The sequence below is a fragment of the Kribbella sp. CA-294648 genome, assembly GCF_050943845.1.
GTDB lineage: Bacteria > Actinomycetota > Actinomycetes > Propionibacteriales > Kribbellaceae > Kribbella.
The window spans coordinates 3,970,006-3,982,988 of sequence record NZ_CP191981.1 but is presented as its reverse complement, the minus strand read 5'-3'; the positions used below and the strand labels follow the sequence as shown (position 1 = coordinate 3,982,988).

Sequence of the window (12,983 nt, the reverse complement as noted above, 5' to 3'; positions counted from 1 at the left end):
CTGTCCCGTACGCCGCGCCGCGAGACGAGATGTCCGGATCCGGCCAACACTCCTGGTGATCAACCGGTTACGAACGCTTGACGCCCGAGTGAGCACGTCGGAACAATCCGAGACGCCGGAAAGCGGTTGCCGCCCATCCTGGCGCTCCGCCTACCCACCCCCGGCGCTCCGCCCGCCCACTCCTCGGAGGCCCCCAATGCCCACATTCCAACGGCGTACTGCCGCCACCCTCCTCTGTCTGGCGATGCTCGGCGCAGCGGCGCCCGCGGCGGCCCACGCCGCCGGCCTCGCCGAGCAGCGAGACCGAGCGGCCGACAGTGTGAACGCCGACTGCGGCACCGGCACCTACCACGCAGAGGTAACACTCAGCGGCAGCACCTGGACGGCCAGGAACGGCAGCACCACCACCTACACCGGCACCAGCATGGCCACCGCGATGCAGACGGCGATCAACCGGCTGACCGCGGGCCGTACCTCCAAGCAGCGCGTGGTGGTGCGCGGCTCGGGATCGATCAGCAAGGACGCCCGGGTGTCGCTCGCCAGCTACACCACCGTCGACATCTGCGGCACGATCAACGTCACCGGCTCCGGGACCGGCGACAAGGCCCCGATCTACGCCCGCAACGTCAACGACATCGAGGTCCAGCACCTGACGATGACCGGTGCGCCGCTCTACGGCATCTTCCTGCGCAACGTCAGGAACGTCGTCATCGGCCAGGTGGACATGCGGCTGTCCGGCGGCCTCGGCATCCGGATCGACAACCGCGGCGACACCAGTCAGTGGACGAGAAACGTGCGCATCGACAACGTCTACGTCTCGGGCACCGGCACCCACGGCGTCGAGACGTACGGAGTCGACGGGCTCACCATCGGTACCGTGACCGCCCGCAACACCCGCGACTCCGGCCTGCTGCTCAACCAGACCATCAACGCCACCATCGGGACGGTCGATGCCGACGGCGCCGCCACCGGTACCGGGTACGCGGCGTTCCGGATGGCCAACCGCAACGGCCGGGTCGCCACCAGTTACCCGACCAACATCCGCGTCGGCACGGTCATCGCGCGGGGCGGCGGTCGCGGTGTCTTCTGCGTCTCGGAGAGCGGCGGCGCCGTCATCGACCGGGTGACGATCTCGAACACCGGCAACAACGCCATCCTGATCGAGAACTGCTACAACGTGAATATCGCGGCCGTCGGCGGCACCGTCACCGGCGGCGGGGAGATCCGGCTGGCCGCCCGCACCGAGTTCGCCAACAACCGCGACATCCTGATCCAGAACCTCACCGTCCGGAACTCCCGGATCACCGAGAACCCGTGCGGAACGAACACCACCTTCCGCGCCATCACCCTCGACAACAGCACGATGAACGTCTGCTAGCCCCGACACCGACACCGGACCGCGCCTGCCTCAGGCGCGGTCCGCGATGCCTACCTCAGCCGCGGTCCTCGATATCGCCTTCGGTTTCCAGTACTGCGGTGCGCAGCGTCTCGAGTGCCTCTGCACTCGGCTCCGACCACAGTCCGCGCTGAGCCGCTTCGAGCAGCCGCTCGGCGATCCCGTGCCGGGCCCACGGGTTCGACTTCCGGAAGAACTCGGCGACCTCCGGGTTCGCGACGTACTCCGTGGTGAGCGTCTCGTACATCCAGTCGTCGACCACGCCGGCCGTCGCGTCGTACCCGAACAGGTAGTCCACCGTCGCCGCCATCTCGAAGGCGCCCTTGTACCCGTGCCGCTGCATCGCTGCCATCCAGCGCGGGTTCACCACCCGGGCCCGGAAGACCCGCTTGGTCTCCTCTTCGAGCGTCCGTGTCTTCACCTGCGCCGGTACTGCGGAGTCGCCGATGTACGCCTTGGGGTTGGAGCCGGTCAGGTGCCGGACCATCGCGACCATGCCACCGTGGTACTGGAAGTAGTCGTCGGAATCCATGATGTCGTGCTCGCGGGTGTCCGCGTTCTTGGCCGCGACCTGGATGCGGGCGTAGGCGCGCTCCATCGACGGTCGGGCCTCGGCGCCATCGAGATCCTTGCCGTACGCGTACCCACCCCAGACGGCGTACACCTCGGCGAGCTCCGCGTCGGTGCGCCAGTTCCGCGCGTCCACGAGCGGCAGGAGCCCAGCCCCGTACGAGCCGGGCTTGGAGCCGAACACTCGCGCAGTTGACGACCGTACGTCGTTGCCCGCAGCAACGTCGGCGTCGACGTGCGCCTTCAGGTAGTTGCTCGCGGCATCTTCATCGAGCGCGGCCACAGTACGGACGGCTTCATCGAGCAGTGAGACGACGTGGGGGAAGGCGTCGCGGAAGAAGCCGGAGATGCGGATCGTCACGTCGACCCGTGGTCGCCCGAGCTCGTCGAGCGGGACGACCTCGAAACCGGTCACCCGCCGGGACGCCTCGTCCCAGACCGGGCGGCAGCCCAGCAACCAGAGCACCTCGGCGAGGTCGTCGCCCTGGGTGCGCATCGCGGACGTCCCCCAGATGGTCAGGCCGACCGACCGCGGCCACTCCCCCGTCTCGGACTTGTGCCTGGCGAGCAACGAGTCGGCCAGCGCGACGCCGACGTCCCACGCGTTGCGGCTCGGGATCGCCTTCGGGTCGACCGCGTAGAAGTTGCGGCCGGTCGGCAGGACGTTCACCAGACCACGAGTCGGCGACCCGGACGGGCCGGCTTCGACGAAACGGCCGGCCAGCGCGCGCAGTACGTTGGTCAGCTCGTCACCGGTCCGCGCGAGCCGCGGTACGACCTCGTCTGCAGCGAACTGCAACGACGCCTGGACCTGCGGCGCCTCGCGGCCGAGCACCTCCGCGATGACGACGGGCACCTTGCCGGCATCCCACGAGAGTGTCTCCATGCCCACAACGAGCTTGCGCGCAACGGATTCCAGCAGGTCGACGCCGTCAGCTCCGCTCACCGCAGGAAGGTCCGCCAGCGTCGCCAGGTCAGCGAGCTCCGGTACTGCGGCTCCGGGGTCCGCCAGCATCGCGGCCTCGTCGACTCCGAAGGTCTTTGCGAGTGCCGCGCGCAGACCGGGCACTGCGCCCGAGACGCCGCCCCACATCTGCTGCGCACGCAGTACGGCGAGAACGAGGTTGACCCGCGCTTCGCCGGCCGGCCCGCCGCCGAGGATGTGCAACCCGTCGCGGATCTGCACGTCCTTGATCTCGCAGAGGTAGCCGTCGAGGTGCAGGACGAACTCGTCGAACTCCTCGTCCTCCGGCTTCTCGGAGGTGTGCAGGTCGTGATGCAGCTGAGCCGCCTGGATCAGGGTCCAGATCTGCGCGCGCAGGGTCGGTACCTTGTCCGGGTCGAGCGCCGAGACGGTGGCGTACTCATCGAGCAAGTACTCCAGCTTGGCCATGTCGCCGTACGTCTCGGCCCGCGCCATCGGCGGTACGAGGTGGTCGACGATGACGGCGTGGCCGCGACGCTTGGCCTGCGTGCCCTCACCCGGGTCGTTGACGATGAACGGGTAGACGAGCGGAAGGTTCCCCAGTACTGCGTCCGGCGCGCAGTCGGCCGCCATGCCGATGCCCTTGCCCGGCAGCCATTCGAGCGTGCCGTGCTTGCCGAGGTGAACGACCGCGTGTGCGCCGAAGCCGCCTTCCTCCTCGGGCGCTTCCAGCCAGCGGTACGCCGCGAGGTAGTGGTGCGAGGGCGCCATGTCCGGGTCGTGGTAGATCGCGACCGGGTTCTCGCCGAAACCGCGGGGCGGCTGAATCATCAGGACGACGTTGCCGAACTGAAGGGCTGCCAACGCGATCGCCGGCTCCGGACCGGACTGGTCGACGTACAGGGAACCGGGCGCCTCACCCCAGGCCTCGATCATTGCCTGCTGCAACGTTTCTGGGGTCTTGCTGAACCATTTGGCGTAGGTGGAGAGCGGGATCTTCGCGACCGCGCCTTCGAGCTGGTCGTCGGTCAGCCAGTCGACGTCGTGACCGCCCGCCGCGATGAGCCGGTGGATCAGGCCGTCAGCGCCGTCCGCGCCCTGCAGGTCGTCGAGGTTGAGGTCCGGGCCGAGGTCGTAGCCGGCGTCCTTGAGCTGGCCGAGCAGGACGACGGCCGAGGCCGGGGTGTCCAGGCCGACTGCGTTGCCGATGCGCGCGTGCTTGGTCGGGTACGACGAGAGGACGAGTGCGAGCTTCTTGTCCTTGGGCTCGACGTGCCGGAGCTTCGCCTGGCCGACCGCGATACCGGCGAGCCGGGCGCAACGCTCCTCGTCGGGCGCGTAGCTGGCGATGCCCTCGGCGTCGTACGCCTTGAACGAGAACGGGATCGTGATCAGCCGTCCGTCGAACTCCGGGATCGCGACCTGCGTGGCGGCGTCGAGCGGGCTGATCGCGGCGTCGCTCTCGAGCCACTGCTCACGGGTCGAGGTCAGCGCGAGCCCTTGGATCAAGGGGATGTCGAGTGCGGCGAGCGCGCCCGCGTCCCAGGAGTCGTCGCCACCGGCTGTCGCGTTGGAAGCGACCGTGCCGCCTGCTGCGAGGAGGGTGGTGACCAGGACGTCGCATTCGCGGAGGTGTTGGAACAGCTCCGCGTTGTCCTCGTGGGTGGGGTCGAGGCCGCGCAGCGTTCCGCAGTACACGGGGAGAGGTTGCGCGCCGGCCTCCTCGATCGCGTCGGCCAGGGCGTCCACGAAGGCGGTGTTGCCGGAGATCTCGTGCGCGCGGTAGTAAACGATGCCGACCACTGGGCGGGTGTCTTTGGTGTATTTGCGGCCGGCGCGGATCCCGTAGGTCGGGAGCGTCTTGGGCGGGTCGAAGGCGTCGCCGGTGAGCAGGAGGGTGTCTTTGAGGAAGCCGGCCAGGTTGCCGAGGTTCTCGGAGCCGCCCTCGCGGAGGTAGCCGAGCGCTTCGGTGACAGCGCCCGCCGGGACGGTGGAGAGCGACATGAGCTCGGCGTCCGGGGCCGCCTCGCCGCTGAGCACGACGGTGGGGATACCCGAGGCGATGACCGCGTCGAGCCCTTCCTCCCAGGCGCGGCGACCACCGAGCAGGCGGACCACTACGACCTCGACGCCGTCGAGGAGAGTGGGGAGCTCCGCCAGGTCGACGCGGGCAGGGTTGGCGACCTTCCAGCCTGCCTGCGCCTGCGAGGCGGCCAGCAGATCGGTATCGGCAGTGGAGAGCAGCAAAAGGTTCGCGGGCACGCGCGGCCGGTCCTTCCTCGGGGTGTCCACGCCCCAGGTGGCAGGTACGACAGCAGCAGTTCCTGACTCCCACGCAAGCGCGGTCACAGTGGCGGGACCGTCCCGGACTCACACCGGGTTCCTGCTCAAGCCGTCGATGACGTGGGTGACTCTAGCCGACCCACCCGCCGGCTACTCCGCCACGGTCGCCCCACACGAAAAGCGTGTGTGCCCCCGGGACTGGGCGCACACGCCGCGGACGGGTGCCTAGATCATTACGCCCACGTGACCGGCACCTTCAGGTACATGCACCAGTTCCCACTGCCGTTGTTGGCGCGGGCCTTCATCTTGCTGCGGGTCGCCGGGCCGTACGATCCGTCGGCGGTCACACCTATGTACGACTGCACGGTCTCCAACGCCGCCTCGGTGGCGGAACCGAACTGCCCGTCCACAGCGAGCGCCGTGCTGAACTTCTTGACGCCGCCACTCAAGGGGCGTGGCCCGTAGCACTCGTTGAGAGTCAACTGGAGCTGTCGGACCCCATCGCCGCTCGTACCCCGGTAGAGATGGCAGTCCAGGCTCCTGTGGGTTGCCGACCTCCAGGTCGGCACGACGTTCGCGCCGTTGCTGACGTTCTTGACTCGTCCATAGGTGCCGCAGACGACGCCCGCCTGGGCGGGACCTGCGGCCACGAGGGATCCGGCCGCGCCAACGGCCGAGACCATGCAGATCATCAGGATCTTCCGTGGAGCTTTCTTCAACCGGAGCAGACCGCCGAAGATCGCTGTGAGCTTGGTGCTGAACGTTCGCATCGACATGATCCTCTGTGAGAGACAGGCAACACCGCGAACCTATGCACACCCACTTTCCACTCGATTTCTGTTCGCTTTCCACTGAGGATTGAGTCAGCCCCGCGATCGCCCTGGTGCCGGCCCGACGATCGCGTCCTCCGCACGACCGGCGAGCCCGGTGCTGGATCGAGCGAGCTTGGTGCCGGATGCGGTGAGCTTGGTGCTGGATGCGGTGAGCTTGGTGCCGGATGCGGTGAGCCCGGCGAGGAGATCGACCATCGCGATGGGCCATCCGATGAGCCGGCCAACTTGGAGCTGACGTGCCAGCCGTGTCACCGGCGCAAGTCGGCGACGAAGGTCGTGCGGGTCAGCAGCGCCTCGGTCTGGCGGATGCAATGGCGCTGCGGGATCTCTGGGAACAGGCGGCCCTCGCGCTGCGCCCGGCGGCGACCCGGCGACCCCGGCGACCCCGGCGACTGGAGCCTGACCTGGTGGGCCTGACGCGGGTTCGCCGCCGTCGACGGGTGACAATCCGCCCGATACGTTGATCGTCCGGTTGGCGGCGGCGTACGGGATCCAGGGTTGCTCAAGTTCCCCTAGATGGCGTCGGCGCGGCTGCGGGACGAGCCGCTGAACTGGTCGATCCGGCTCCTCGGGTGGGCACGCAGGACGGTGCTGACCGCGGACGACTACCTCTCCGCGTACGTCTTGGAGTGGACGCTGCACCACCTAGGTATAGCGACGGAGAATGCTTGCCATAAGCAACATTAGCCGGTTACCCACAGACGGAGGCCTCCTTGTGCACAACTTGGCCAGTTCCTGCCAACTCCGATTCTCCTTATAAACAAGGCGGCATGAGCACAGAAACTGTCGGAGGCATTGTCTAGAGTTTGCTGCATGGAGACCACGCAGCTACTCCCACCGTCGAGGCTCGGTGACAGCGACCTGCTGTCCACCCTCGACGCGGTCGAGGCTGCCCTCTCCACTCTGACCACGTACCGCCTGCAGTTGGTCGCCGACTTCGACCAGCGCGGCCTCGCGAGCGAACACGGCGCCCGCGACACCATCGAGTTCTTGTCGCTGCGTCACCACCGCAACCGCCGCGAGATCAAGCAAGACCTCACGACCGCCGAGGCGCTCCGCAGCTACACCGCCGTCACCGCCGCCCTGCCCGACCCGGCAGCACCCGCCGACCCGACACCCACCACCCCCGACGCCCCGGCCCCGGCCCTGGTGTTGAACCCGGGCCAGGCCGCAGCCATCGTCACCACCTTGGAGAAGGCCCCGGCGTCGGTGCCGGACGAGTTGTTGCGGGTGGCCGAGGAGCAGATGATCGAAGCCGCTCAGCTGCTCACGCCGGACGGGCTGCTGGGTTTCGGCCGCGAGGTGCTGGCCCGGTTGGACACCGACGGCCCCGAACCCGCCGAACACGACGCCGCCGCCCGTGAGTCGCTCACGCTGCGCCGGGCCGACGGCGGCGTGAAGTTCAGCGGCTACCTGGCCGGGGAGAACGCGGAGGAGTTTCGTACCCAGATCAATCGGTTGTCCAAGCCTCACCGCACCGTCGACGGTGAGCTGGACCCGCGTCCGCACGACAAGCGCCAGGCCGACGCGTTGACCTTGATTCTGGACCTGGCCGCGGCCAACACACCCCGCACCGACAACGACCCCGGCACCGCGAATTCACCCGGCGTGCCGCACATCACCATCACCATCGACTTCGACGACCTCCGTACCGCCACCGCCCACGCCGTCGGCGAGCTCGTCTATGGCGACAACCTCTCCGCCTCCGCCATACGCCGCCTCGCCTGCGACGCCGCCATCCTGCCCATCGTCCTCGGCTCGGACTCCCAGCCCTTGGACGTCGGCACCGAACAACGCTTCGTCACCCGCCCGATCCGGCGCGCGCTGATGAGGCGGGACAAGGGCTGCGTGGTCTGCAAGGCCCCGCCGTGGCAGTGCCACGCCCACCACCTGATCCACTGGATCGACGGCGGCCCGACCTCGATCGCCAATCTGGTGCTGCTGTGCGCCGGCCACCACCGCGCCGTGCACTCCGGCCAATGGGCCATCACCATCACCGGCGGCGTCGTCCACGTCACCCGCCCCACCTGGACCAGCCCCGGCATCACCAGCGCCGCGGATCTCGCCAACCTGACCGACCTGTCCCACTACTACCCGCCGACCTCTCGCCAGCCGGTCAGCGTCAACCCGCAGCACGAACACCCCAACCGGCTCCCCACCACCAGCCTCACCCCGAAGACCGGCTCACGCCCCAAGGTGCAGGCCGGTACCGGAGACCTGTCCTGGCTCACCCCAGAAGCCACCGCACTCCTCGACCCCTGGGGCGACAGCGGCACGCCATCCGCCGGTCCGTAGTACCACCCGCGCCTGCGGCGCCTCGGGAGCCGCTGGCGGTACCACCCGCGCCTCGCAAAACCTGTCGGCGCAAACGCACCACCCAAGCGCCCGTCGACCACAGACCGGGCGCCAAGAGCCGCGCCCGGACGCGGCGCCGTCGACGCAGTGACGTGACAGGTGACCGATGGGCAGTGGGCAGGGACGGTGATGGGTAGGCGGTGAAGGTGGTGGGTGGGCAGTGGGCGGTCAACGGGAGCGGTCGGCGGTGCCGGGTGGCGGTGACGGTGACGGGTGGGCGGTGACAGTGACCGGTGGCGGCGGCGGTGATGGGCGGGCGGTCACAGTGACCGGTGGCGGCGGCGGTGATGGGCGGGCGGTCACAGTGACCGGTGGCGGCGGCGGTGATGGGCGGGCGGTCACAGTGACCGGCGGCGGCGGCGGTGATGGGCGGGCGGTCACAGTGACCGGTGGCGGCGGCGGTGATGGGCGGGCGGTCACAGTGACCGGCGGCGGTGGGCGGTGATGGGTGGGCGGTGACAGCGACCGGTGGCGGTGGCTGTGCATCTGGCATGGAGGGCGTGTCACGGGAGGCGTGTTCGGATCTGTTGGCTGGAAGTGCCTTGTGCGGTTTCCGGGCGAGTACGGGATCTGTTCCGTCGACCAGAGCTCAGTGTCGATGGCAGAGTCGGGTGAATCGTCGGTGCCTGAGCTCTTACCTTTGACACCGGTCAGCTCACTCCTGAGGAATGGCCGGGCTCCGGGTTGTAACGCTGATTGATCTGGCTCTTGTCATCGGCGGCTGGCTGGTGGGCTCGTCGCAGGTCGGGTTTCTGAAGTCCGCCGTGAGCTAGTCGACGTCCTCGGCTTCCGGGGTGCTGGAGGACGGTTGGAGACTCGGTGGCATCGGCAGGGCGTACTTGGCGGAGAGGAAGCTCGTCTGCGCGAAGTAGGTCGCTTGCTTCGCCACGTCGCCGAGAACGTAGGCGTTGGTTCCCGCGCCGGCGACCATCGAGATGAGCGGGATCGCCTTGGTGACCTTCTCCACGGGGACACGCTGACCACGGGCGAACTGTTGCATCAGCTTTTCGACGGCCGCCATGAGCTTCTGATCGTCCCGAAGCTTCTGGCTCCACTTTGTGCGGCCGAGACCCGCGTTGAAGGCCGATGACGCCTCGTACATGGTGACGGCCTTTGTGCTCTGTTCCTTGTACGCGCGCAGCACCATCCGGTCGACGAACTGACGCTGATCCGGGTCCATGGCGTCGAACCCGTAGGCATACGCCACCCGAGTGGCGATCGCCGTGCTGAGAACCTGCATGACCACCACGTCGAGGGTGATCGCGGCGACCCCTCCGGCCACCGGTACGAGCGCCAACGCACCCAGGGCACCGCCCTCGGCTGCGCCAATGGTTCGCCAGCGGAGGGCCATCCGGCGTGTCATGTCGTCGAGATGCTTCAGGTCGAGCGTTTGCAGGTCCGCCAAAGTCGACACGTCATGCCCTTTGGACCTGTGGTGCGCCAGCACGGTCTCGGGGTCCATGAGTTCGGCCGTCCACTCGGTGGCGAGTTCCAGCAAATGGACGGCGCCCTTCGCGACTGGAACAAGCGCACCATCGAGAGCCAGCTCGGCGGTGTCCTTGACGCGTTGCGGTGTGATGTCGGTCAGCATTCGCCCGGCCTTCGTTGCCGCCCCGCGCGCCGAACTCCCGGCAGCACTCAACGCGGAGCGAGCCTTGGGCGGGAGCAGAGAGCTGGGCTGCGATTTCTTCAACCAGTGTTCCTGCAGTTCCTCCCACCGTTTGCGCTCGTACTCCAACATCTCCGGCGGCAGTCCGTCGAGTTGGCTCACGGCGACGAGACTAGTGCCGATTCCCGACTTCCGGCCGCCCTGCGCGGAATCACCACATTTGCTAGTTGGTGGGGGCAGATTGGAGGAAGGTCCAGTGGTGGCCTTCTGGGTCGGTGGCGGTGTAGGAGCGGTAGCCGTGGTGGGTGATTTCCTTGGTGATGGTTGCGCCGTTCGTCGTACTGCGGGTGTAGTGCGCGTCAAGGTCGTCGACGTAGACCCAGACGGCGTGGTCGATCGGACGAGGGCCGGCGGGGCGCTCCTTCTGTTCGAAGAGCAGGACCATCGAGGTACCGACGCGGAGTTCGTTCCAGGCGGGGTGGTTGGTGTCGGCGGGGATTTGCGACGAGGAGTCCAGGCCGAAGGCTGTTTGTAGCCAAGTGGCCGCGGCGGTGGGGTCTTCGTAGTACAGGGCGATGCCTAGGCGGTCGATCTCGCGGGGTTTCTGCACGCCTGAGGCGCGGTCGGCGAACCAGGGGATGACGCTCTCCCAGAAGTAGAACGCGTTCTTGCCGCCCGGTACCAGGGACTGCTCGACGCTCACCCGGGTGCCACCGTCGAACGGTTCGAAGCGGATCTCCGTCGCGGTGTCGTCCACCGAACTGCGGTAGGCGAGCAGCGCGCCTGGTTCCCACTGGGTGATCCGGCCGAGCTCGAGTACGTCCTCGTCGACGCCTTCGCCGCCGTGCCGGTAGATCTCGAGGATCCGGCCGCCGACGCCGGGCTCGATCGCCATTCCGATCGCGCGGGCGGCGTCGAAGAAGTTGATCGGGCCGCGGACCCACCACAGGTCGATCTCGGCGGTGAAGACGCGGAACGCCGTCGCCGGATCGGTGGCCACCTCGACGGATGCTGACGCGGATTGCTTCGTCACGATGTCTCCTCCCGCTCGATGTGCTTCTTGAAGGCGCCCAACTGCTCCTGCCAATGCGCCTGAACCTGATCAAGCCACGCCTGTACTGCGACCACCGGCTCCTGCCGCAGCCGGAAGATCCGCACTCGGGCATCGTCCGGAACCCGCTCGTCGGTGATCAGGTCGGCGGACAGCAGGATCCGCAGATGCCGGCTCATCGCCGGTGCCGACGTCCCGGTCGCCGCGGCCAGCCGGCCGGCCCGCTGTGGTCCCTCCCCCAGCAGCCGGACAACCTGCCGCCGCGTCGGATCAGCCAGTACTTCGAAGAAGCGATCCACGTCGTCTGCCATGCGACAATAGTTACACTACGCGTTAACTATTAACAACACCTCAACCTAAAGTCCGACGTTGGAAGACAGCCGGGCGTCAGGCGAGGACGAAGTACCGGAGCCAGAGGTACGGCGCGGCGTACGAGTCAGCGGCGGACTAGTTGGACGTGGGTGGCGGCGGGCGAGCTGGTCTGTTCGGCGACGCGGTACTTCGTGAGAGCGTCCTCGAGGTTGTCGAAGAGGCGGATGCCGGCGCCGGCGAGGATCGGGACGATGACTACGTGCAGTTCGTCGATGAGGCCGGCGCGGAGGTACTCCTGGATCGTGGTCGCACCGCCGGCGATGACGACATCCTGACCAGCGGCCGCGGCGAAGGCGCGCTCGAGGACCTTCTCGGCGGGCTCGTCGGTGAAGTGGAAGGTCGTGCCGCCCTCCATCGGGATCGACGGGCGCAGGTGGTGGGTGCGGACGAAGGTGTCGTGGTGGTACGGCGGGTTGGGTCCCCACCAGCCCGTCCACGACTCGTCCTCCCACGGGCCGCGGTGCGGGCTGAACATGTTGCGGCCCATGATTGTGGCGCCGACGTTCTGGTCCCATCGCTTGAGCTGAGCGCTGTCGAGTCCGGTCGCGCCCTCCTCCATCGCCGCGAACATCCAGTCGTGCAGCCCCTCCATCCCGTCCCCGAACGGCGCGTCCAGCCGCTGGTTGAGGCCGGTCGCGAACCCGTCGACCGTGATCGAGAAGTTGTGGACCCGTACCTTCGCCATGGCTTGTCTCCCAAAGAGTTTGTTTGCCTTCACCCCCACGTCGGAACCACCCGAGCGACTTTGACATCGCCCAGCGACGATTTATCCGGTGGACAGTGCCCGGCGGGTTCAGCAGGCTTCACATCATGACAAGCAGCGAGGTTTGGGACGAGGACACGGCGATCCGGTACGACGCGTCGTCGGCCGAGATGTTCGGACCGGAGGTACTCGACCCGACTGTCGACTTCCTGGCAGACCTGGCGGGGTCAGGTGCCGCACTCGAGTTCGCGGTCGGTACCGGCCGCGTCGCCATCCCACTCGCGACCCGCGGCGTGGCCGTCACGGGGATCGAACTGTCCGAACCGATGGCGGCACAACTGAGGCAGAAGGTCGACGAGACAACGCTGCCCGTGGTGATGGGCGACATGGCAACGACTCGAGTGCCTGGCGAGTTCGACTTGGTCTACTTGGTTTTCAACACCATCTCGAACCTGCGCACCCAGGCCGAGCAGGTCGAATGCTTCCGCAACGCGGCCCGCCACCTCAAGCCGGGCGGCCGCTTCGTCATCGAACTCTGGGTGCCCGCCATCCGCCGGATGCCACCGGGCCAGTCCGTAGTACCGATGAGCATGGGTGAGAACGGGCATCTGGTCTTCGACACCTACAACCTGGCCACGCAGGCGTGCACCTCACACCACTACTTCCACGAGGCAGACGGCACAACGCGCTACGGCTCCGGAAACTTCAGATACATCTGGCCGGCCGAGTGCGACCTGATGGCCCAACTGGCCGGCCTGGAGTTCGAGGCCCGGTACGCCGACTGGCACCGCGCACCTTTCACCTCGGACAGCGACAGCCACATCTCGGTCTGGCGAAAACCGGCAACGAGCTGACCAGCAGTGCCGCGGCGGCGATTGCGCCGACC

Annotated in this window: 11 protein-coding genes and 1 riboswitch; of the genes, 4 read left to right on the top strand and 7 right to left on the bottom strand. The window is 67.8% G+C overall.

What is annotated here, in order from left to right; translation table 11 throughout:
- The first annotated feature begins 196 nt into the window (after positions 1–196).
- Positions 197–1,378 carry a hypothetical protein gene (locus ACQPYM_RS18925; RefSeq protein WP_433022411.1) on the top strand — a complete coding sequence of 394 codons (1,182 nt, stop codon included), beginning with the start codon at positions 197–199 and terminating at the stop codon, positions 1,376–1,378.
- A gap of 55 nt (positions 1,379–1,433) precedes the next feature.
- Here the strand turns inward: ACQPYM_RS18925 and cobN are convergent, their stop codons facing one another.
- The 3 genes from cobN to ACQPYM_RS18910 all read right to left on the bottom strand — a co-directional run bounded on the left by cobN (position 1,434) and on the right by ACQPYM_RS18910 (position 6,259).
- The gene (gene cobN, locus ACQPYM_RS18920) at positions 1,434–5,153 is read right to left on the bottom strand and encodes a cobaltochelatase subunit CobN (RefSeq protein WP_433022409.1); all 3,720 of its coding nucleotides are present in this window, start codon (positions 5,151–5,153) and stop codon (positions 1,434–1,436) included.
- 37 nt (positions 5,154–5,190) lie between these two features.
- Positions 5,191–5,322, bottom strand: a riboswitch (cobalamin riboswitch).
- An 85-nt stretch (positions 5,323–5,407) separates the two neighbouring features.
- Entirely contained in the window at positions 5,408–5,944 is a 537-nt protein-coding gene (locus tag ACQPYM_RS18915) for a peptidoglycan-binding domain-containing protein (protein WP_433022407.1), read from the bottom strand.
- Between the two features lie 93 nt (positions 5,945–6,037).
- Entirely contained in the window at positions 6,038–6,259 is a 222-nt protein-coding gene (locus ACQPYM_RS18910) for a hypothetical protein (protein WP_433022405.1), read from the bottom strand.
- Between the two features lie 561 nt (positions 6,260–6,820).
- On the opposite strand from ACQPYM_RS18910, the gene ACQPYM_RS18905 reads away from it, so the two are divergent.
- Positions 6,821–8,302 (top strand): DUF222 domain-containing protein, encoded by a 1,482-nt coding sequence (locus ACQPYM_RS18905; RefSeq protein WP_433022403.1) that lies wholly within the window; start codon positions 6,821–6,823, stop codon positions 8,300–8,302.
- A gap of 220 nt (positions 8,303–8,522) precedes the next feature.
- Positions 8,523–8,807 (top strand): hypothetical protein, encoded by a 285-nt coding sequence (locus ACQPYM_RS18900; protein ID WP_433022401.1) that lies wholly within the window; start codon positions 8,523–8,525, stop codon positions 8,805–8,807.
- Between the two features lie 324 nt (positions 8,808–9,131).
- On the opposite strand, the gene ACQPYM_RS18895 is transcribed toward ACQPYM_RS18900, so the two are convergent.
- The 4 genes from ACQPYM_RS18895 to ACQPYM_RS18880 all read right to left on the bottom strand — a co-directional run bounded on the left by ACQPYM_RS18895 (position 9,132) and on the right by ACQPYM_RS18880 (position 12,079).
- Positions 9,132–10,133, bottom strand: coding sequence for an EcsC family protein (locus ACQPYM_RS18895; RefSeq protein WP_433022399.1), 1,002 nt, complete (start codon positions 10,131–10,133; stop codon positions 9,132–9,134).
- 61 nt (positions 10,134–10,194) lie between these two features.
- Positions 10,195–11,004, bottom strand: a complete 810-nt coding sequence (locus ACQPYM_RS18890; RefSeq protein ID WP_433022397.1) for a VOC family protein — start codon at positions 11,002–11,004, stop codon at positions 10,195–10,197.
- Positions 11,001–11,333 carry an ArsR/SmtB family transcription factor gene (locus ACQPYM_RS18885; protein WP_433022395.1) on the bottom strand — a complete coding sequence of 111 codons (333 nt, stop codon included), beginning with the start codon at positions 11,331–11,333 and terminating at the stop codon, positions 11,001–11,003. The genes ACQPYM_RS18890 and ACQPYM_RS18885 overlap by 4 nt, the downstream gene beginning before the upstream one ends.
- Positions 11,334–11,458: 125 nt before the next feature.
- On the bottom strand, positions 11,459–12,079 hold the full coding sequence (locus ACQPYM_RS18880) for a dihydrofolate reductase family protein (protein WP_433022393.1): 621 nt from the start codon (positions 12,077–12,079) through the stop codon (positions 11,459–11,461).
- A 125-nt stretch (positions 12,080–12,204) separates the two neighbouring features.
- On the opposite strand from ACQPYM_RS18880, the gene ACQPYM_RS18875 reads away from it, so the two are divergent.
- Entirely contained in the window at positions 12,205–12,951 is a 747-nt protein-coding gene (locus tag ACQPYM_RS18875; RefSeq protein ID WP_433022391.1) for a class I SAM-dependent methyltransferase, read from the top strand.
- Positions 12,952–12,983 lie beyond the last annotated feature (32 nt).